The organism is Haemophilus haemolyticus, assembly GCF_001679045.1.
Lineage (GTDB): Bacteria > Pseudomonadota > Gammaproteobacteria > Enterobacterales > Pasteurellaceae > Haemophilus > Haemophilus haemolyticus.
Map to the genome: position 1 here is coordinate 13,415 of NZ_LYCK01000002.1, position 23,073 is coordinate 36,487.

The window sequence follows — 23,073 nt, forward strand, 5'->3', positions numbered from 1 at the left end:
TCAGAAATGTGATCTAGTGCAATAAATTTCGATAAAAAAAGTGCGGTTATTTTTCACCGCACTTTTGCTCTTTTGTATTATTCGTCCGAATCATCTAAATCTAAGGGCTCTTGCGAGAGTATAATTCCTGTCAGATCTGCGTAGATATAATCTTCCGGGAAAAAGGTTACGCCACCAAAGTTTACCGGAACATCACTCTCCCCAGCTGTGCTTTCATCTGCACTGACAGGAATTGGCGCAAGGGCATGAATACCAATATCGAGGTTTTCTAATTGCTGAATTTGGCGTACTGCACCATATACAATAATACCTTCCCAACCATTATCAACAGCGAGTTGAGCCAATTCCGCATCAATCAAACCACGGCGTACCGCACCACCGCCATCAATGACAAGCACTCGACCTTCGCCATTTTCTTCTAATACTTCAGCAATTAATCCATTACTTTCAAAGCATTTTACCGTAGTGACTTTACCGTAAAAATTACTTACGCCACCAAAGCTTGAAAAAATTGGCTCCACTACATCCACTTGTTCTGCATAAAGATCGCAAAGTTCTGAAGTATCAATAAACATAACTTTCCCCTATCGATTGTTGAAATTTTGTTTGCTTTAGTATATGCCGATTTAGCCGATAAGCAAGCCTAAACTAAACAAGATATTGATTAATAACGAAATCATAGACATTTGAGCCAACATTGGACGCAATTCACTTGGCTGCTGACTGCGATAAACAAAGATCGCATGTTTAGCTAACAACGGCATTGCCAATACAAATAAATAATTTGTCCAAGAAATGGACGTTGCCACCACAAATGCTAAATAACATAAGGCCGCCACACTTAATAAAATACAGTGGTAAACTCTCCCCTTATATGCACCTAAACGAACAGCTAAGGTATTTTTGCCAGCTTTCGCATCCTGTTCAATATCGCGTAAATTATTGATATTTAATACCGCACTTGCCAATAAGCCAGAACCAATAGCTGGCAAAATAATGTGGCTATCAATACTGTGAGTTTGCAAATAATAAGTGCCGCCAACGCCAAGCAAACCAAAAAAGACTAATACAGAAATATCGCCCAATCCCATATAGCCATAAGGTTTTGCCCCAACCGTGTAAGTAATGGCAGCAACAATAGCTAAAATGCCAAGCCCAGAGAAAGCTAATAAATCCGAGAGGTTTTCATAAGCGATACCAATCAAGAAACTTCCTGAAAGAAAACTGGCCACCACCATTAGAATTAATCCCCATTTCAGTTCTTTTGCTGAAATGGCGCCTTTTTGAATGCCACGTAATGGCCCAATACGTTCTTCAGTATCTGAACCTTTTTGATGATCCCCATAATCATTGGCAAAATTAGAAAGCACCTGCAATAAAATTGTCGTGAGTAAACAAAGCGCCATTACAAGCCCATTAAAACCTTGTGGATTCGCCCAATAACCTAATGCCGAACCTGTAAAAATCGATGCCAACGCTAAGGGCAAAGTTTTCGGTCGAGCCGTTTCCCACCATATTTTCAATTTTTCATTTGTCATTTTTTTTGACCGCACTTTTGATTACAATAGGCCGCGTATTCTACACTAAGACACCCAATTTATGAATGATTTAACCTTATCGCCTATCGCCATTATCCACACGCCTTATAAAGAAAAATTCTCCGTACCACGCCAACCTAATTTAGTTGAAGATGGTGTAGGCATTGTAGAACTCTTACCGCCGTATAATTCACCTGAAGCCGTGAGAGGATTGGAACAATTCAGTCACCTTTGGTTAATTTTTCAGTTCGACCAAATCCAACAAGGAAAATGGCAACCCACCGTACGCCCTCCGCGCTTAGGCGGTAATCAACGAGTTGGCGTGTTTGCTTCACGCGCAACGCACCGTCCGAATCCTCTTGGTTTATCCAAAGTCGAATTACGTCAAGTAGAATGTATCAACGGTAACGTTTTTCTCCATTTAGGTGCAGTGGATTTAGTGGATGGCACGCCCATTTTCGATATCAAACCCTATATTGTCTATGCGGATAGTGAGCCAAATGCGCAATCGAGCTTTGCCCAAGAAAAACCTCCAGTAAAACTGACTGTTGAATTTACCGAGCAAGCCAAAAGTGCGGTAAAAAAACGAGAAGAAAAACGACCGCACTTAAGTCGTTTCATTCGCCAAGTGCTAGAGCAAGATCCTCGTCCAGCCTATCAACAAGGTAAACCAAGTGATCGTATTTATGGAATGAGTTTGTACGAATTTAATGTGAAATGGCGAATTAAAGCGGGCACGGTGAATTGTGTAGAAGTGATTGAAATAGAAAAAGACAAATAGATAGAATATGTAAATAAGGCAGGGAATCCCTGCCTTAGTCGATTTAAATGCCTTATTTTAAGAAAAACTGCCCTTTAGCTAATTTAATAATTGTCATTAGAACTAATAAGCCAATCATTAAATTCGAGAAAACAAAGGCAAAAATAGACACGCCTTGTAAAACATTGCCATGATAGAAAGCGATAGCACTGTTTGCCATAGACGCTAATCCGAATGAGAATCCCCATAAGCCAATGTTAAGTCCTTTTTCCACAATCCAAGGGAATAATCGCAATAAGAAAAATAATTGCAAGAATCCATATCCCCAAAGGATTTTAACTAAAGTATCCACTTCGCCATGATTGAGTGATAAATAAGCGGATGCGCCCACAAATGCAGGCGCCAGAATAATGCCCATTGTGGCTCTAAATGGCGGCTCAAGAGATGAAATTCGCAAATGTTGTAATAATACAGGCTCGAAAATAATCCATGCAACCATTCCTGCGCCGAAGAACAAATAACCTAAATCATGGTAACCGAGTAATGCCAATGAACTTGCACTTGTGAAATTTGCCGCTACTGCAGGCAAATAAAACGGAGGACGAGTAGATTTTTGTTCAAATACACCACCTTGCCATAATTCACTGATACGCAATGATGAGAAAAGTAACTGTCCTACAGTACCAACCCAAATCATCACTTCAGCTATTAAAGGATTCCAACGATAAATAATATCGCCCACTAACATGGTTGTAATAGGAATCAACGCAATAAAGGAAAAACGAACTGGGCAATGATACTCTGCACGAACTTCCTCAAAGTAATAACGAAGTTTATACGCATACATTAAAATAAATAAAATCCAGACCGCACTTGCTACGATGCCAAGAACATCACTTACCATTCGCGTAGCAGGAAATAAATTTTCTAGATGAAACCAAGCCAAAGATAAGGCCGCCAAACCAAGAGGAATACCGAAATATCCTGTTGGAAGAGGAAAAGGTTTTGTTGTACTCATAATATTATCCTTATTTTGAAAAATTTGAGCGAAGTGTAGCACAGCCATCAACAACAGACTTTTCTAAAAATCTCAAATTTTTGTGAAATTTCTATAAAGAAACAAACTTATTGTTCTGGAATAAAACGTCTAGTAATTTTCATTCAAATAAAAAACCCGAACTTTCATTCGGGTTTTCTTATGTAGGGAATTAATTATTCCGCATCATCTGCCATATTAAGCATTTCAGCTAAGTTTGCACTTGCATCGTCTGCAGTCATGACAAATTCATCGGCGATAGCAGCTTCATCTTCTTCAGATAATTTCGCTACGACATCATCAACTAAACGATGTTTGTGACGATTTTGATGATACGCAAAACCTGTACCCGCAGGGATTAATCGGCCCACGATTACGTTCTCTTTCAAGCCACGTAATTCATCACGTTTACCTGCTACTGCTGCTTCGGTAAGAACACGAGTAGTTTCTTGGAACGATGCGGCAGAGATGAAGGATTCAGTCGCAAGAGACGCTTTGGTGATACCCAATAATTCGCGTTCAAACTCAACTGGTGGTTTGCCTTCTGCTTCACGTTGACGGTTAACGATTTTCACGCGAGCAACTTCGACTTGCTCCCCTTCAAGGAATTCTGAGTCGTAAGCTTTAGTAATTACCGCTTTACGTAACATTTGACGAACGATAACTTCAATATGTTTATCGTTGATTTTTACCCCTTGTAAGCGGTAAACATCTTGTACTTCGTTCACGATGTATTCAGTTACTGCACGCACGCCACGTAAACGTAAAATATCATGTGGTGTTTCAGCACCGTCAGAAATTACGTCACCACGTTGTACCATTTCACCTTCAAATACGTTGAGCTGACGCCATTTTGGAATCATTTCTTCGTAAGTTTCGCCTTCCGCAGGAGTAATTAATAAACGGCGTTTACCTTTAGTTTCTTTACCGAAAGACACGATACCAGAAATTTCAGCCAAAATAGCTGGTTCTTTTGGTTTGCGTGCTTCAAATAAATCCGCAACGCGTGGTAGACCACCGGTAATATCTTTAGTACCCACAGATTCTTGCGGAATACGTGCTAATGGTTCACCCACTTTTACTGCTGCGCCATCGTCTAAACTTACGATTGCTTTACCAGGTAAGAAGTACTGTGCAAGAACATCAGTTTCAGGTAAGAAAATATCGTTACCATTTGCATCAACTAATTTAATGGTTGGACGTAAATCTTTACCAGCAGTAGCACGTTCACCCACATCTTGAACCACGATTGATGATAAACCTGTTAATTCATCAGTTTGACGCGTTACAGTTAAGCCATCAATAATATCAACGAATTTCACAAAACCAGATACTTCAGAGACAACTGGCATTGTATGTGGATCCCAATTTGCGATAGTTTCACCTGCTGTTACATCTTGGCCGTCACCTTTGCTTAACACCGCACCGTAAGGCACTTTATAGTGTTCTTTAGTACGACCAAATGCATCGGTAATAGTTAATTCAGTATTACGAGATGTTAATACTAATTTACCCTCATCATTAGTAACGAATTTCGCATTCATTAAATGTAATGTACCAGTGTTTTTAACTTGTACACTCGATTCTTTTGCTGCCGCAGATGCCGCACCACCGATATGGAACGTACGCATGGTTAACTGTGTACCCGGCTCACCGATAGATTGAGCAGCGATAACACCTACTGCTTCACCTTGGTTGATGAGGTGACCACGAGCTAAGTCACGACCATAACATTTCGCACATACACCAAAATCAGTATCACAAGTTACAACAGAACGTACTTTTACGCTGTCTACAGAGTTTGCATCCAACACATCACATAGTTTTTCATCTAATAACGTGTTACGAGGGATTAATACTTCTTCTGTACCTGGTTTTAAAATATCTTCTGCAGCTACACGACCTAACACTAATTCACGAAGTGGAACTTTTTCATCACCACCTTCGATTAATGGGGTCATAACTAAGCCTTCGTGCGTACCACAGTCATCTTCTACGATCACTAAGTCTTGTGCTACATCAACTAAACGACGAGTTAAGTAACCTGAGTTCGCTGTTTTTAATGCGGTATCCGCCAAACCTTTACGCGCACCGTGGGTTGAAATAAAGTACTGTAATACGTTCAAACCTTCACGGAAGTTTGCTGTAATTGGAGTTTCAATGATCGAACCATCTGGACGCGCCATCAAACCACGCATACCAGCTAACTGACGAATCTGTGCTGCAGAACCACGAGCACCAGAATCAGCCATCATAAAGATACTGTTAAAGGATGCTTGTTTTTCAGGATTACCTTCGCGGTTGATGACTTCTTCTTGAGATAAGTTTTCCATCATCGCTTTCGCTACGCGTTCATTCGCTGCGGCCCAAATATCGATTACTTTATTATAGCGTTCGCCTGCAGTCACAAGACCTGATTGGAATTGTTCTTGGATCTCTGCCACTTCTTCTTCCGCTGCAGAAATAATTTCGTATTTCTTCGTTGGAATTTCCATATCATCAATACCAACTGATGAACCAGAACGTGCCGCATAAGCAAAACCGGTATACATAATCTGGTCAGCAAACATTACCGCTTCTTTTAAACCTAAACGACGATAAGCTTCGTTAATCAGTTTAGAAATTGCTTTTTTACCTAATGTTTGATTGAACAATGAATAAGGCATACCTTTCGGTGCAATCATCCACAAAATTGCACGACCGATAGTAGTATCGGTAAGCGTGGTTTTCGCATCAAATTCGCCCGCTTCATTTTTCACATATTCAGTAATACGCACTTTCACGCGAGAATGTAATTCTGCTTGACCTGTACGATATGCTTTTTCAGCTTCGCGAGGATCTTGCAATAACATACCTTCGCCTTTACCGTTCACTTTTTCGCGGGTCATATAGTAAAGACCTAATACCACGTCTTGTGATGGAACGATAATCGGATCACCGTTTGCTGGTGAAAGCACGTTGTTGGTTGACATCATCAACGCACGAGCTTCTAATTGAGCTTCAAGCGTTAATGGAACGTGTACCGCCATTTGGTCACCATCGAAGTCCGCGTTGAACGCCGCACAAACGAGTGGGTGTAATTGAATCGCTTTACCTTCGATTAAGATCGGTTCAAATGCTTGGATACCCAAACGGTGAAGTGTTGGCGCACGGTTCAATAGAATTGGGTGTTCACGAATAACTTCTGCAAGAATATCCCAAACGATCGCATCTTCACGCTCAACCATTTTCTTAGCCGCTTTGATTGTCGTTGCATAACCACGGCTTTCTAATTTAGCGTAGATAAACGGACGGAATAATTCCAATGCCATTTTCTTAGGTAAACCACATTGGTGTAAGTGCAAGTATGGACCTACAGTGATTACAGAACGACCCGAATAGTCAACACGTTTACCTAATAAGTTTTGACGGAAACGACCTTGTTTACCTTTGATCATATCCGCTAATGATTTTAATGGACGACGGTTAGAACCCGTAATAGCACGACCACGACGACCATTATCTAATAACGCATCAACAGATTCTTGTAACATACGTTTTTCGTTGCGCACAATAATATCTGGTGCAATTAAATCTAATAAACGTTTTAAACGGTTGTTACGGTTGATCACGCGACGATATAAATCGTTCAAATCTGAAGTCGCAAAACGACCACCATCAAGCGGTACTAATGGACGTAAATCTGGTGGAAGCACTGGTAATACAGTCATCACCATCCATTCTGGTTTATTACCAGATTGAACAAATGCTTCTAATAATTTTAAGCGTTTAGTGATTTTTTTACGTTTAGTTTCAGAGTTAGTTTCTTGTAATTCTTCACGTAATTTTTCACATTCAACTTCAAGATCCATACCTTTTAAAAGATCTTGAATTGCTTCAGCACCCATTTTCGCTTCGAATTCATCTTGCCAACGATCTTCAGCATCAAGGTATTGTTCTTCAGTTAATAATTGACCGCGCTCTAAGTCCGTCATACCTGGCTCGGTCACGATGTACATTTCAAAGTAAAGTACACGTTCAATATCGCGCAATGGCATATCTAAAAGTAAACCGATACGAGATGGTAACGATTTTAAGAACCAAATATGTGCAACTGGCGATGCAAGTTCAATGTGACCCATACGTTCACGACGAACTTTAGTTTGAGTAACTTCAACACCACATTTTTCACAAATCACACCACGGTGTTTTAAACGTTTATATTTACCACATAAACATTCGTAATCTTTTACAGGCCCGAAGATACGCGCACAGAAAAGACCATCACGTTCAGGTTTGAACGTACGGTAGTTAATGGTTTCAGGTTTCTTCACTTCACCAAATGACCAAGAACGGATCATATCTGGGGAAGCTAACCCAATTTTAATCACATCAAAATCTTCACTGGTTTTTGATTGTGCTTTTAAAAACTTAACTAAGTCTTTCACAAATGTTCTCCTGTCGGAGTTAAAGGTTTAAAGTGCGGTTGAAAATTTCGATGTTTTTCCACCGCACTTCGGCGATTTTTATTTCGTAAGGTGAGTGAATCATAAATTCTTCACTCCCCTACTGATTACTCTTCGTCTAACTCGATATTTAAACCAAGTGAGCGGATTTCTTTCATAATTACATTGAAAGATTCCGGTGTGCCTGGGTCCATGTGTTGGTTACCACTTACGATGTTTTTATACATCTTCGTACGACCATTCACATCATCAGATTTCACCGTCAACATTTCTTGTAAGGTGTAAGCTGCACCGTATGCTTCAAGTGCCCATACCTCCATCTCACCGAAACGTTGGCCACCGAATTGAGCTTTACCACCCAATGGTTGTTGTGTAACAAGGCTATAAGAACCAGTTGAACGAGCATGCATTTTGTCATCAACTAAGTGGTTCAATTTGAGCATGTACATATAACCTACTGTTACTGGACGCTCGAATTTCTCACCTGTACGGCCATCATATAAAGTGATTTGACCTGAAGTTGGTAATCCACCAAGTTTTAATAGCTCTTTGATTTCAGCTTCTGCTGCACCATCAAATACTGGTGTTGCAACAGGTAAACCTTTACGTAGATTTTCAGCTAAACGCAATACTTCTTCATCTGTGAAGGTACTTAAATCCACTTTTTGTGAGCCATTACCTAAGTCATACGCTTTTTGGATATAACCACGTAATTTTTCCACTTCTTGTTTTTGTTTAAGCATTGCATTGATTTGATCACCAATACCTTTCGCTGCTAAACCTAAGTGAGTTTCAAGGATCTGACCAATGTTCATACGAGATGGTACGCCTAGTGGGTTTAATACGATCTCAACCGGTTGACCATTCTCATCGTATGGCATATCTTCAACTGGGTTAATTTTCGAGATAACACCTTTGTTACCGTGACGACCCGCCATTTTATCACCTGGTTGGATTTGACGCTTCACCGCTAGGTAAACTTTAACCACTTTTAACACGCCCGGTGCAAGATCATCACCTTTGATGATTTTCTTACGTTTCACTTCAAGTTTATGTTCAAACTCTTTACGAAGTTCTTCGTATTGCTCTGCAAGCTGTTCTAATTGATTTTGTTTTTCTTCATCTGCAATGGTTTGTTCTAACCATTTAGTGCGATCTAATTTATCTAATTGCGCTGCATCAGCACCACTAGAAATAAGAAGATTACGAACACGAGCAAATAAGCCAGCTTCTAAAATCTCTAACTCTTCAGTTAAATCTTTTTTCGCTTCACGAAGTTGCATTTCTTCGATTTCTAATGCACGTTTATCTTTTTCTACGCCATCACGAGTGAAGACTTGAACATCAATAACTGTACCTGATGTACCGTTTGGCACACGTAATGAAGAATCTTTAACATCAGAAGCTTTCTCACCAAAGATTGCACGTAAAAGTTTTTCTTCTGGGGTTAATTGAGTTTCACCTTTAGGCGTTACTTTACCTACTAAGATGTCACCACCTTTAACCTCTGCACCAACATAAACAATACCAGATTCATCAAGTTTGCTTAACGCTGACTCACCTACGTTTGGAATATCTGCAGTAATTTCTTCTGCACCTAACTTGGTATCACGCGCAACACAAGATAATTCTTGAATATGGATGGTCGTGAAACGGTCTTGTTGAACAACACGTTCAGAAACTAACATTGAGTCTTCGAAGTTATAGCCGTTCCAAGGCATGAACGCCACTCGAATATTTTGACCTAACGCAAGCTCACCTAAATCAGTAGAAGGACCATCTGCTAATACTTCACCACGATTGATCGGATCGCCTAAATTCACACAAGGAATTTGGTTAATACAAGTATTTTGGTTAGAACGGGTATATTTGATTAAGTTATAAATATCGATACCTGCTTCACCTGCAATGGTTTCATCTTCATTTACTTTAATAACAATACGAGAAGCATCGACGTACTGAACTGTACCACCACGTTTTGCAACAACCGCAACACCTGAGTCAAGTGCGATTGGTTTTTCCATACCTGTACCAACTAATGGTTTGTCAGCACGTAATGTTGGAACTGCTTGACGTTGCATGTTCGCACCCATCAACGCACGGTTCGCATCGTCATGCTCAAGGAATGGAATTAATGCAGCCGCGACAGATACTACTTGTTGTGTCGAAACGTCCATATAATGAATATCTTCAGGTTTATATAAACCTGATTCACCACGCTCACCACGTGCAGTAACAAAGGCATCAGTAAAACGGTTATTTTCGTCTAAATTTGAGTTTGCCTGTGCAATGATATAGTTTGCTTCATCAATTGCAGATAAGTATTCAATTTCTTCAGTAACTTGACCATCAACTACTTTACGATATGGTGTTTCTAAGAAACCATAATCATTAGTACGTGCAAAAGCAGAAAGTGAGTTGATCAAACCGATGTTTGGACCTTCAGGGGTTTCAATCGGACATAAACGACCATAGTGAGTATTATGTACGTCACGCACTTCAAAGCCTGCGCGCTCACGCGTTAAACCGCCTGGACCTAATGCAGAAATACGACGTTTGTGCGTGACTTCTGATAATGGGTTGTTTTGGTCCATAAATTGCGAAAGTTGTGAAGAACCAAAGAATTCTTTCACCGCTGCAGAAATTGGTTTTGGGTTAATTAAGTCTTGCGGTGTGATTGCATCTAAATCACCTAAAGATAAGCGTTCTTTCACCGCTCTTTCTACACGCACTAAACCAATACGGAATTGGTTCTCCGCCATCTCACCTACGCTACGGATACGACGATTACCTAAGTGGTCAATATCATCAACTTCGCCGCGACCATTACGGATGTCGATCAATTTACGCATTACCGCAATAATATCTTCATTACTTAAAGTGCCAGCGCCTTCACCTTCTGCGATCGCTAAAGAACGATTAAATTTCATACGACCGACAGCAGATAAATCATAACGCTCTGCAGAGAAGAATAAATTATTGAATAACGCTTCTGAAGATTCTGGTGTTGGTGGTTCACCTGGACGCATCATACGATAAATCTCGTAAAGCGCACTGGTTTTGTCATAAGTTGGGTCTACACGTAGCGTTTCAGAAATATATGGACCGTAATCTAAATCATTAGTAAATAAAGTTTCGATCGTGGTGTAACCTGCTTGTGCTAATTTTGCAAGAGTCTCTAAAGAAATCTCGCCATTTGCAGGACAAATAATTTCGCCAGACTCTAAATCAACATAATCTTTCGATGCAACTTTACCTAAAATATATTCAGAAGGTACAACGACTTGTGAAATTTTATCTTTTTCTAATGCCTTGATATGGCGTGCGGTAATACGACGACCACGTTCAACATAAACTTTGCCATTTGCTTCAATATCAAAAGAAGCTGTTTCACCACGTAAACGTTCTGGCACTAAAGTCATTAACAATTTATCGCCAGCGATTTCAAAGGTAATTTTATCAAAGAATAAGTTTAAGATTTCTTCAGTGGTGTAGCCTAATGCACGAAGAATAATTGTTGCCGGTAATTTACGACGACGGTCAATACGTGCAAATAAGTTATCTTTTGGATCGAATTCAAAATCTAACCAAGAACCACGGTAAGGAATAATACGTGCGTTATAAAGCACTTTACCTGAAGAATGGGTTTTACCTTTGTCAGAATCGAAGAATACGCCTGGACTACGGTGTAACTGTGAAACGATAACACGCTCGGTACCATTGATTACGAAAGTACCGTTATCAGTCATTAATGGGATTTCACCCATATAAACTTCATTTTCTTTAATATCTTTGACTGCGCGTGAAGAAGATTCTTTATCGTAGCTCACTAAACGTAATTTTACACGTAAGCCTGCTGCATAAGTTGATCCACGAATTTGGCACTCACGTACATCAAATTCAGGTTCTTCTAAACGATAATCTACATATTGTAATTCTGTATAGCCATTATTGCTTACAATAGGGAATACAGAACGGAATGCCGCTTCTAAACCTTGCTGACCTTCAGGATCTTTTTGAATAAATTTATCAAAAGAATCCAACTGAATGGTTAATAAATAAGGAACATTTAAAACTTGCGGACGTTTACCGAAATCTTTACGAATTCGTTTTTTTTCAGAATAGGAGTAACCCATTGGTTTTCCTCTGCTAACTGTTCAGTGACCTAGCCACAAACTAACTGTGACGTGAATGACCGTTAAAATGACCGCACTCTGAACCTTACTTCTGTAGTGGGGTGACAACTCAAATTACATAGGACGACAACTTGAGCAAAACAACGACAAATAACGGTGAATCTGCCATTGCATGGATGTGCTTTCTATCAAAAACACGGTTAAATTAAACAATAAAAGGTCAAAATTGATTAAAAATCAATCTAAATCTTTGCTAATTTTAAGGCGGTAGATTTTAAATGAATGCAGCTTTCTCGTCAAGTTTAAAACTTATGGAGAAATTTTATGAAATAAAAAACCGCACTTTCAAAAAGTGCGGTTTAAAATCTATCAATTCTTTAAATTATAAAGAAGCTTGATCAACAGTAACACCTGCACCCATAGTGGTAGAGATGCTTACTTTCTTGATAAAGATACCTTTAGCAGTAGTTGGTTTTGCTTTGTTTAAAGCAGCCAATAATGCTTGAAGGTTTTCTTTTAATTGAACTTCAGAGAAGTTTGCTTTACCGATAGTGGTGTGGATGATACCGTTTTTATCATTACGATAACGGATCTGACCAGATTTAGCATTTTTAACTGCTTCAGCAACGTTTGGTGTTACAGTACCAACTTTAGGGTTTGGCATTAAACCACGTGGGCCTAATACTTGACCTAATTGACCAACAACACGCATTGCATCAGGAGAAGCGATAACAACATCAAAGTTCATTTCGCCTTTTTTGATTTGCTCTGCTAAATCTTCCATACCAACTAAATCAGCACCTGCTTCTTTAGCTGCATCTGCGTTAGCACCTTGAGTAAACACAGCTACGCGTACTTCACGACCAGTACCGTGTGGTAATACAGTTGCACCACGAACGTTTTGGTCAGATTTACGAGGATCGATACCTAAGTTTACTGCAATGTCAACACTTTCAACGAATTTAGCTGTTGCGAATTGTTTTAATACCGCGATAGCTTCGTTGATTTCGTATGCTTTAGTAGAATCTACGCCAGCTTTGATTGCTTTCATTTTTTTAGTCAATTTAGCCATCGTATTATTCCTCCACCACTAAGCCCATAGAGCGAGCAGTACCAGCAATTGATTTCATTTTGGTTTCGATAGATGCACCAGTCATATCTGCTGCTTTAGTTTCAGCGATTTGACGAACTTGATCTAAAGTTACTTTACCCACTTTCTCTTTGTTCGGTTTACCAGAACCAGATTTGATACCTGCAGCTTTTTTCAATAATACTGCTGCTGGTGGAGTTTTAGTTACGAAAGTAAATGAACGGTCTGCATATACAGTGATAACAACCGGAATTGGTAAACCTTTTTCTAAACTCTCAGTACGAGCGTTGAATGCTTTACAGAATTCCATGATGTTCACACCTTGTTGACCTAATGCAGGACCAACTGGTGGTGATGGGTTTGCCATACCAGCTGCAACTTGCAACTTAACATAGGCTTGGACTTTTTTTGCCATTTTAGTTTTCCTCTAATTGGGTAATAACGCTATTAAATAGCTCCCCGATAATTTTCAGTGCAACATTCATTGCACCACACAAAAATATGAGCCGCGAACGGCTCATAATGGGCGCGGATTATATTAAAAGTGCGGTTGTTTTTCAAGCACTTCTTAAATCCACTATAAGAAATTATTGTGCATCACCAATTAACACTGAATCCAATGCAATTTCAATCATATCATTGAATGTTAATTGACGTTCTTCTGCTGTGGTTTGTTCGTGAGTACGGATATGGTCAGACACGGTACAAATCGTTAATGCTTTCGCACCATATTCTGCAGCCACCCCATAAATACCAGCAGCTTCCATTTCCACGCCTAAAATGCCGTATTTTTCCATCACGTCAAACATTTCTACATCAGGTGTATAGAATAAATCCGCCGAGAATAAATTACCTACACGAACGGCTTTGCCTTTTGCTTTTGCAGCTTGAACAGCGGCTTGTGCCATATCGAAATCAGCAATAGCTGCAAAGTCGTTATCTTTGAAACGAATACGGTTTACTTTTGAATCAGTACATGCGCCTAAACCGATAATTACATCGCGCACTTTTACATCCATACGAACAGCGCCACAAGATCCTACACGGATAATTTTTTTCACGCCGTATTCAGTGATTAATTCTTTCGCGTAAATAGAGCAAGATGGAATCCCCATACCGTGGCCCATAATAGAAATCTTACGACCTTTGTAAGTACCGGTATAACCAAGCATATTACGAACATTTGTTACTTCTACTGCATCTTGCAAAAATGTTTCTGCAATGTATTTTGCACGAAGTGGATCGCCTGGCATTAAAACAACATCAGCAAATGCACCTTCAGGCGCGTTAATATGTGGAGTCATAATTTTCCTTCCTTTTTTCAAATGTAAAAATAAAAAGTGCGGTCATTTTTCACCGCACTTATCCGAGAATTAAAGCGCTGCAGCACCAAGTCCGATGAACAAGCCAGCAATCGTTGCACTCATTAAGTTTGCTAAAGTACCTGCGATTACCGCTTTCAAGCCTAAACGTGCCACATCACTACGACGGTTTGGCGCCATTCCACCTAAACCACCGATTAAGATTGCAATTGAGCTGAAGTTAGCAAAACCACAAAGTGCGAAAGTAATAATTGCTTTAGTTTTTTCAGTTAATACAATCGCAGAATCTGGTTGTAAGTATTTTGCAAATTCAAGATAACCTACGAATTCGTTAACGGCTAATTTCATCCCGATCATTTGTCCTGCGATACCGGCCTCAGTGCCGTCAGTTACACCGATTAAATATGCTAATGGTTTGAAAACTAAACCAAAGATAGATTGTAAAGTTACGTCGCCATAGCCAAACCAGCCACCAACGCCACTTAAAATACCGTTAATTAATGCAATTAAACCAACGAATGCGATTAACATTGCACCTACGTTTAACGCAAGTTGCATACCTGCACTCGCACCGCCCGCCATTGCTTCAAGTACGTTAGTTGGTTTTTCTGAATCATTGTCTTCTGGTTGTTTATCAGAGAATTGTTCTGTTTGTGGGAACATTAATTTCGCAAATAACAAACCTGCTGGAGCCGCCATAAATGACGCAGCGATTAAGTATGTCAATGGCACGCCCATTCCAGCATACCCCGCCATTACTGAACCCGCGATAGACGCCGTACCACCCACCATGATGGCAAATAATTCAGATTGGGTCATATTTTTAATGTAAGGGCGAACCACCAATGGTGCTTCAGTTTGACCTACGAAGATGTTCGCAGCAGCTGACATGGATTCTGCTTTTGACGTACCCAATGCTTTTTGTAATGCACCGCCTAATACTTTAATTACCACTTGCATAATGCCAAGATAATAAAGCACTGAGATTAAGCCAGAGAAGAACACAATAATTGGTAATACTTTCACTGCAAAAATGAAACCTGAAGGTTTGCTTGGATCAGCTAAACCACCAAATACAAAGTTAATACCTTCGTTACCGTAAGCAATAACATTTGATACGGCATCAGCAGTTGCACCAAGTGCTTGTTTACCTGCTGGCACATATAAAATAAGGGCGGCAAATCCAACTTGGATTGCTAACGCCCCGAGCACGGTTCTGATACTAATCGCTTTACGATTATTGGAAAGTAACACGGCAATAGCGATTAATACGACCATTCCCAAAATGCTGCTTAACACACTCATTTGATTCCCCTAGATTGGTTAAGTTAATAAAAAAATCGGCTTATTCTACTTGTTTTCTCACAAAAAGTCGGCGAATTTTCACCGCACTTTCTTGTAAGCGACTACAAAATAGTCAAAACCTTGTTAATTCCACATTGACGCGCATAAGCAGCCAATGCATTAGTTTCTTCCGCACTTGGAATGTGCGTTGATAACCCAGTTTCATCGCGCGCACCTTTACTATGCACACGGATAATTTTTAATGCCACATCAGGATAATTTCGTAAAAGTAGCACAACTTTTCCCACTAAATGTTCAGCATCAAAAAAATGCTTTAAAAAAACTAACCGCACTTCTTCCACTTTATTTAACGGTAACAAGGCAGCCAAATTTTGTAAATTTCGCTCCAGTTTATCGTTTTTTATGTGTAAACGTTGTGGTATCACTTGCTGTGGCACAATTCCTGTTTGATTTTGTCGGTCAAAACAAAGCGTTTGTAAACCAGCGCCCTCTCCTTTCAGATCAAATAAAAATTTATCAGTGACATCAATTAACGAACGAATACGATCAAACTCAAAAAAGCCACTACTATCCAAATAACAGGTTAATCCTTGCGAACGTAAAGCCTCAAATAGTGGCACCAGTTTTTTATGATGGATAGTCGGTTCACCACCTGAAATTGTGATACCTCGAATAAATGGAACCGCCTCCATAACCTGTTCATACAAATACTGCAAACTAACCAATTTCGCATTTTCCGTATAACGAGGAATAGTTTCCGGATTATGGCAATACAAGCAATTTAACTTGCAACCTTGCAGAAAAATACTCGAACGATTGCCTTGACCCTCTACATTTGAAAAAGGAATAATCCGATGCAACGGCACAAAAATCTCAGAAAGTGCGGTCATTTTTCCAATTATTTTTCAGCAGTGACATCTTTTTCATCGCGTAATTGGCGATCAAACACATTCGCACATTCATCCGTACCCGAGCCATACCAGGTTGTATCGCGTAATGCAACTTCGCCTTTACGGTATTTTTCAACTTCGCTTTTCTTCACCAAATAACCCGTAACGCGAATTAAATCCGTGTTTTTCAAATAGGTAGTAATGTAGCGATAGCCCAAAGAGAATGCACCATCAATAATATCCACCACCGCATCGCAGTGATCCACATAGGTTTGATCAAAGGCGAATAAATCCCCTGTACCTGATGGGAAATATTTATGGAACGGTGCAGACTGTTTCAAATGTGCAAGTAACGTTGGTTCTTCGCCTACACGAATACGGTGAGCCGGCGCATTACGTTTGTCTTCTTCGTGGTTACTTGCGCCGACTTGCGCATGTAATAAATAACGATTGCCCGTGCGTTCTGCATAAACCCCTTCATGTGCATCGGTGATTTCTTTAAGTTTATCCATAATTGCTGTCGCAATTTCATCACCGCGAGCACTCTTACCAAAGGTTTCATTTAAGCCTTCACATTGCAATAAGTGGTTTGCTGCATCTGCCAAGCCCACAATTGCGAACATCCCCGTAAAATTAGTGCGTTTGATAAAGCCTTCTTTTTCGAGGAATGAACTGTTAAAGAAATTACTTTCTTCCACTACAAACTTATGGCGTTTATCCATGGTTGAAAGAGCACATTTCGCCACACGTGGTAATAATTCGTTTACCATTTCATCCGCACTTTTACACGCGCGGGCAATCGTCCCTAGACGTAAACGTGTTAATGTGTAAGCACCGCCACATTCAGGCAGTGCGTTATAGCAACTTGCTACTCCATATTCTTCACCTAGATCAGAAATATAGTAAGCATCGTTCGCAAAAGATGGTTTAGAAACTAATAAACAGGCTTTTGCTGCAAGTTCAGCAAATTCACGGCTCGTTTTGGATTTATCATAACGAATGGTCATATTCGGTGTTGGCGCTTCAAGCTCAATCACTGCACGCAAAATCAAGCGACCCGCTTTCGTATCATAAGGCCCAATATTGGCATGACAGAATGAATCAGGCACAGTTTTGTCGATATGATTTAAGAAACGTTTAATTTTTATGTAATCTTTTTCTTCATCTGTAATGAAAGGTTCGAGTAATACATCAAGACGACCAACATAAACAGGATAAGTTGTAATGGATGGCACGTGGGAGTAAAGAATCAATAATCCATCAAGTGCCTCATCAAGATCTTTTGGTGGCGGCAGCTCTAAAAATTCGCAGCCTTTTTTAATATACACATTGTAATCAGGCAGGATATAACGAGGACGATAAATTGCGTAACCTTCACATAAATCACAAATCATCTGATTCTGTAAAAAGCCCCATTCTTCATCGGTATAGCCAAGCAAATCGCGAGGATCAAATAAACGCTCAGCAATATTGCCTAATGTCATTAATTTTTGATGATAAGTCAGATTATTGGCTTTAACCGTATCGAGAATATCTTGAAGTGTTGCTAACATAATGCCCCCTTTAGAAATGGTTTTGTATTGTACGCAATGGTAACAAAATAGACAATTTTGAAAATGTGAGCGAGATCACATTTTCAGAAATAAAAACCGAAGCAAACGGTTAACTAGTAAAATAAGAAAGATCTAAATTTAGATAAGTGAAAAAAGGACTTTGACTGGCAGAGTAATGAAGATCCGCCAGTTTTAATTTAATTGATGAGTTTTAAATGTTATGGCTTGAATAACACATTTTCTTAACAAAAGGGATTATCTCTTGTAATGCTTGTTGAATAGAAATTAGCCCTAGATTCATTTGAGTCTCTTTTCCCGCGGGTGGACAAAAGGCAAGATGCTTATCGACATCATTAATTGGTTTCCAGCGTCTCGGCTGAGAAGAACGACTATTTGGATAAAACCCGATAGTCGGAATATTAAACGCACTGCTCAAATGCAATGGCCCAGTAGATCCCGCAATAAATAAATCCGCACAAGCCAAAGAATGCGCAAAATCCACTAAACCTTTATTCTTATCGTAAACAACTATACGTAAATTATTCACCATATTTGCCAATTCATGAGCTTTTTTACTTTCTCCAGGCCCTGCTGTCAGCACAATATTGCAATCAAACTGAGCCAATAAGCCTTTAATTAAATCTGCATATTGCGCTAAAGAAAGATTCGTAGCTGAACCACCAGAACCGCTATGCACAAAGATCCATTTTTTATTTTCGGAAAGTCCTAAACTCTCTTGTAAGAAAATTCGTTGATTTTCCACCGCACTTTTCTCAAAGGTTAAATAAGGCGGTTTAGGTTCAACAACTGGCATATTATGCTTATGCAAAAAAGCACGGACTAAATCTTGATTGTATTCAGATTCCGATTTTTCAGAACGAGAACGGCGTTGTGTTAGACGGTGATTATAGAGAATTTGAACCCATTTAGTCGCAGGTGCAAGGCGATATTTAATCCCACTTTTCCAAGCGAGTTTTCCATTATGAGTATTGGAAAAGAAACTAATCATTCCATCAAACTGCTGCGCTTTGATTTCCTGCACAAGACGTTTGAAATCCGTTTTATCATTTTTTTTGCTATCAATAATAACATGATCTATAAACGGACAAACTTCCGCTAGAGGCGCAGTGTAACTCGGAACAAGAGCGGTTAATTTTAAAGAAGGATTCGATAACTTCAGCATAGCAAAAGCGGGCCATGCTTGCATAAAATCGCCTAATTTATCGTTACGAATAACTAAGATCTTTTCCATAATTTCTCCGCTAGAATAAAAAAACCGCACTTGAAAGTGCGGTCGTATTTTATGTTATTTTTGTGGATTATAAAACATCAACACAATTTAAGTCTTCGAAAGATTGCTCTAAACGTTTAGACATAGATTCTTCCATTTTACGTAACCAAACACGTGGGTCGTAGTATTTTTTGTTCGGTGCATCTGGACCTTCAGGGTTACCTAATTGACCTTGAAGATAAGCTTCATTTGCTTTATAGAAGTTTAAAATACCATTCCAAGATGCCCATTGAGTATCGGTATCAATGTTCATTTTGATTGCACCGTAGCTAATTGCTTCGCGGATTTCTTCGCGGCTAGAACCAGAACCACCGTGGAAAACGAAGTTAATTGGTTTAGCAGGAAGATTACGTTCTTTGGCAACGAACTCTTGTGATGCACCTAAAATAGATGGTTTTAATTTTACGTTACCTGGTTTGTAAACACCATGTACGTTACCGAATGCCGCTGCAACGGTAAAGTTAGGGCTTACTGGATTTAATTGGTCGTAAACATAAAGCACATCAGATGGTTGAGTGTATAAACGAGACTCATCAACACCAGAATTATCTACGCCATCTTCTTCACCACCGGTAATACCGATTTCGATTTCAAGGGTCATCCCCATTTTATCCATACGAGCAAGGTATTCACGGCAGATTGCCATATTTTCTTCCATTGGCTCTTCAGAAAGGTCAAGCATGTGAGAAGAGAATAATGGACGGCCAGTTTCTGCGAAGTGTTTTTCACCTGCGTCAAGTAAACCATCAATCCATGGAAGTAATTTTTTCGCTGCGTGGTCAGTGTGAAGAATAACAGGAACACCGTATTCTTTAGCTAAAGTATGAACGTGTTTCGCTCCAGCAATCGCACCAAGTACATCAGGACGAGCACCGCTTGCAGGTTTAATACCTTTACCCGCATAAAACGCCGCACCACCGTTAGAAAATTGAATAATCACTGGCGCTTTTACGCGTGCAGCAGTTTCTAACACAGCATTAACTGAGTCAGAACCTACGCAGTTTACTGCTGGGATAGCAAAGTTATGCTCTTTTGCATAAGCAAAGATTTTTTGCACATCTTCACCTGTTACGACACCAGGTTTCACGATATCTAATAATTTAGCCATACTTGTGTTTCCTTTTTATGTTTAGCGGGACAAACCCACAATTGGAGAATTTTTTTGACTTTTTATTGATGGCGACATTTTTAATGATCGCCATCGATATGTCACATAGGAAAAGTGCGGTTAGTTTTTCGCACGTTTTTCAAGAATTTCTACTGCTGGTAATACTTTGCCTTCTACGAATTCTAAGAACGCACCGCCACCCGTTGAAATGTAAGAGATCTTGTCTGCAATACCGAATAAATCGATAGCCGCTAAAGTATCACCGCCACCCGCGATAGAGAATGCATCGCTATTTGCAATTGCGTGAGAAATGATTTCAGTCCCTTTACGGAAGTTAGGGAACTCAAACACGCCAACTGGGCCATTCCATAAAACGGTTTTTGCATTTTTGATGATTTCAGCTAATTGTTCTGCAGATTTATCACCAATATCAAAGATAGATTCCTCATCTTTCACTTCAGTCACTGATTTTTCTGTTGCTACTGCAGTCTCAGTGAACTCCAAACCAACACGTACATCAACCGGCACAGGAATATCTGTATTTGCGGCCAATTCTTTCGCAACTGGAATTAAATCAGCTTCATGTAAAGACTTACCTACATTGTGGCCAGCTGCCGCAATGAAAGTATTTGCAATACCACCGCCCACAATAATTTGGTCAGCGATTTTTGAAAGAGAATTTAATACTTCTAATTTAGTGGAAACTTTAGAACCACCAACAATAGCCACCATTGGACGAGCAGGTTCTTTTAATGCTTTACCTAATGCATCTAACTCAGCGGCTAATAATGGACCTGCACAAGCGATTGGTGCAAATTCTGCAACACCGTAAGTTGATGCTTGCGCACGGTGAGCGGTACCAAACGCATCCATTACAAATACATCGCAAAGTGCAGCATATTTTTTACCTAATTCTGGATCGTTTTTCTTTTCACCTTTGTTCACGCGTACGTTTTCTAAAACAACAATTTCGCCTTCTTTAACATCTACGCCGTTTAAATAGTCTTGTTCTAAACGAACATTAAAGCCTGCGTCTTTTAAGTAATCAACAACTGGTTGTAAAGAATCTTCTGGTTTGAATTCACCTTCAGTTGGACGACCTAAGTGAGAAGTTACCATCACTTTTGCGCCTTTTTCTAAGGCTAATTTTAAAGTAGGAATGGTCGCACGAATACGCGCATCTGAGGTCACTTTGCCATCTTTTACTGGCACATTAAGATCCGCACGGATAAATACACGTTTACCGGCTAAATCTAAATCGGTCATTTTGATTACTGACATAATCTATCCTCTTGTTAAGTTAAAATTAAAATTGAAAACTTTTCGTATTATACCTACTTCGCGCTAGGTTGTAACGATTTAGATCAAAGAAATTCTTATTTACTTTGGCAATTAATTACCTGCCATTTTTTATCATAACAAATGAATAATTCGTTTCGGCTTGCACCTAAATAAGCATTTTTTAATTGTGGATTATGTTGTTTCATCCAACGAAAAAGTTCATTACGGCTTAAATTTTGATTCGGTAATTTTAATGAGCTAAATAATTCCTGCTCCTTAGCAAAATATTGCTGGGCAGAATCAAATGCACAGCTACCGTGTTTTTCCCATTCACCTTGCAATAATTGTTCACCTGGTGAAATAACCAAATATTGTGCTAATAAATCTTTTGGCAAGGCTGGTAAATCGCCCTTGCAAAAACGTGGATGATCCGTCACTGAAAGTGCATTTGCATTTTGAGGCCATAGCCCATGAACGACCCAACCTAAAGTGCGGTTATTTCCACATTGATATTGAGAGGAGGAAGGCAACTGATTACCATATTTTTCACGCTGAATATCACAAAATCCAGGCGACCAAGATAATGCCAACATATAATAATCGACAGGCGCCTTTGCATTTTGCCCAATAGGATCATCACGCATAATCACATCATAATTGGTAAAAACATTCGGACTTTTCACCGTACTTTTTTCAATATCCGTCCGCTTTGTCTCAAATTTAGGCTCGGATGCTTTTGTTTGCTTAGACTGTTCGATTACGGGAGAAGATGATTGATTTTTAGTTTTGGTTGAATCGGTAAAATATTGCCAAATTGCTAATACAACGAGGACAATAAGAGAAAGGGAAGAAGTGAGTTTTTTCATAAATTTTGTTTAGTTTTTGTCAATCAAGTTTTTGTCAGCTATAATTCGCCGCTTTCAACTTTCTATTAAGGATCACAATGGCATTACTCATCACTAGCAAATGTACCAACTGCGATATGTGCTTACCAGAATGCCCGAACGAAGCCATTTCCATTGGCGATGAGATTTATGTGATCGATCCTGTACTTTGCACGGAATGTGTCGGCCATTACGACACGCCAACCTGCCAAAAAGTTTGCCCAATCACTAACTGCATTAAGCCCGATCCTGAGCATCAAGAAACCGAAGAACAGCTTTGGGAACGCTTTGTGATGATTCATCATTCGGATAAATTGTAATTTTTAAAGCAACTGAAATATGACTTATTATCTTCTAAAAGAGTGCGGTTAATTTTGAGCTTATTTTTATTATCATAAAACTGAAATTTTTCACCGCACTTTTATCTATAAAAA

At 39.5% G+C, this 23,073-nt stretch carries 17 protein-coding genes; 2 read left to right on the plus strand and 15 right to left on the minus strand.

The window, feature by feature from the left end; translation table 11 throughout:
- Positions 1-77: 77 nt before the first annotated feature.
- Positions 78-575 (minus strand): ribonuclease E activity regulator RraA, encoded by a 498-nt coding sequence (gene rraA, locus A8M50_RS02375; RefSeq protein WP_005643947.1) that lies wholly within the window; start codon positions 573-575, stop codon positions 78-80.
- 51 nt (positions 576-626) lie between these two features.
- On the minus strand, positions 627-1,538 hold the full coding sequence (gene menA, locus A8M50_RS02380) for a 1,4-dihydroxy-2-naphthoate octaprenyltransferase (RefSeq protein ID WP_005643968.1): 912 nt from the start codon (positions 1,536-1,538) through the stop codon (positions 627-629).
- A gap of 61 nt (positions 1,539-1,599) precedes the next feature.
- On the opposite strand from menA, the gene tsaA reads away from it, so the two are divergent.
- Positions 1,600-2,319, plus strand: coding sequence for a tRNA (N6-threonylcarbamoyladenosine(37)-N6)-methyltransferase TrmO (gene tsaA / locus A8M50_RS02385; RefSeq protein WP_005643958.1), 720 nt, complete (start codon positions 1,600-1,602; stop codon positions 2,317-2,319).
- 52 nt (positions 2,320-2,371) lie between these two features.
- Here the strand turns inward: tsaA and tehA are convergent, their stop codons facing one another.
- The 13 genes from tehA to A8M50_RS02455 form a co-directional block, all read right to left on the minus strand.
- Positions 2,372-3,316: a dicarboxylate transporter/tellurite-resistance protein TehA gene (gene tehA / locus A8M50_RS02390; RefSeq protein ID WP_005643983.1), complete on the minus strand. Its 945-nt coding sequence runs from the start codon at positions 3,314-3,316 to the stop codon at positions 2,372-2,374.
- Positions 3,317-3,510: 194 nt separating this feature from the next.
- A complete protein-coding gene (rpoC, locus tag A8M50_RS02395) occupies positions 3,511-7,761 on the minus strand; it encodes a DNA-directed RNA polymerase subunit beta' (protein ID WP_005643972.1) in 4,251 nt (1,416 codons plus the stop codon).
- Between the two features lie 125 nt (positions 7,762-7,886).
- Positions 7,887-11,915 (minus strand): DNA-directed RNA polymerase subunit beta, encoded by a 4,029-nt coding sequence (rpoB, locus tag A8M50_RS02400; protein ID WP_005643951.1) that lies wholly within the window; start codon positions 11,913-11,915, stop codon positions 7,887-7,889.
- 382 nt (positions 11,916-12,297) lie between these two features.
- Entirely contained in the window at positions 12,298-12,987 is a 690-nt protein-coding gene (gene rplA / locus A8M50_RS02410; protein ID WP_005643964.1) for a 50S ribosomal protein L1, read from the minus strand.
- 4 nt (positions 12,988-12,991) lie between these two features.
- A complete protein-coding gene (rplK, locus tag A8M50_RS02415; RefSeq protein WP_005633053.1) occupies positions 12,992-13,420 on the minus strand; it encodes a 50S ribosomal protein L11 in 429 nt (142 codons plus the stop codon).
- Positions 13,421-13,592: 172 nt separating this feature from the next.
- Positions 13,593-14,309, minus strand: coding sequence for a purine-nucleoside phosphorylase (gene deoD, locus A8M50_RS02420; RefSeq protein WP_005643966.1), 717 nt, complete (start codon positions 14,307-14,309; stop codon positions 13,593-13,595).
- A 69-nt stretch (positions 14,310-14,378) separates the two neighbouring features.
- Positions 14,379-15,632, minus strand: coding sequence for a NupC/NupG family nucleoside CNT transporter (locus A8M50_RS02425; protein ID WP_005633049.1), 1,254 nt, complete (start codon positions 15,630-15,632; stop codon positions 14,379-14,381).
- Between the two features lie 101 nt (positions 15,633-15,733).
- On the minus strand, positions 15,734-16,522 hold the full coding sequence (locus A8M50_RS02430; RefSeq protein ID WP_005644004.1) for a 4Fe-4S cluster-binding domain-containing protein: 789 nt from the start codon (positions 16,520-16,522) through the stop codon (positions 15,734-15,736).
- Between the two features lie 8 nt (positions 16,523-16,530).
- A complete protein-coding gene (locus A8M50_RS02435; RefSeq protein WP_005643931.1) occupies positions 16,531-18,075 on the minus strand; it encodes a YjjI family glycine radical enzyme in 1,545 nt (514 codons plus the stop codon).
- Between the two features lie 211 nt (positions 18,076-18,286).
- Positions 18,287-19,327, minus strand: a complete 1,041-nt coding sequence (locus A8M50_RS02440; protein ID WP_005643949.1) for a glycosyltransferase family 9 protein — start codon at positions 19,325-19,327, stop codon at positions 18,287-18,289.
- Positions 19,328-19,394: 67 nt separating this feature from the next.
- A complete protein-coding gene (gene fbaA, locus A8M50_RS02445; protein ID WP_005639380.1) occupies positions 19,395-20,474 on the minus strand; it encodes a class II fructose-bisphosphate aldolase in 1,080 nt (359 codons plus the stop codon).
- Between the two features lie 120 nt (positions 20,475-20,594).
- Positions 20,595-21,755, minus strand: a complete 1,161-nt coding sequence (gene pgk / locus A8M50_RS02450; RefSeq protein WP_005636648.1) for a phosphoglycerate kinase — start codon at positions 21,753-21,755, stop codon at positions 20,595-20,597.
- Positions 21,756-21,850: 95 nt separating this feature from the next.
- Positions 21,851-22,621: a ribonuclease T2 family protein gene (locus A8M50_RS02455; protein ID WP_005636652.1), complete on the minus strand. Its 771-nt coding sequence runs from the start codon at positions 22,619-22,621 to the stop codon at positions 21,851-21,853.
- A gap of 77 nt (positions 22,622-22,698) precedes the next feature.
- Here A8M50_RS02455 and A8M50_RS02460 point away from each other — a divergent pair, with 77 nt between their 5' ends.
- On the plus strand, positions 22,699-22,959 hold the full coding sequence (locus tag A8M50_RS02460) for a YfhL family 4Fe-4S dicluster ferredoxin (RefSeq protein ID WP_005627640.1): 261 nt from the start codon (positions 22,699-22,701) through the stop codon (positions 22,957-22,959).
- Positions 22,960-23,073: the final 114 nt, after the last annotated feature.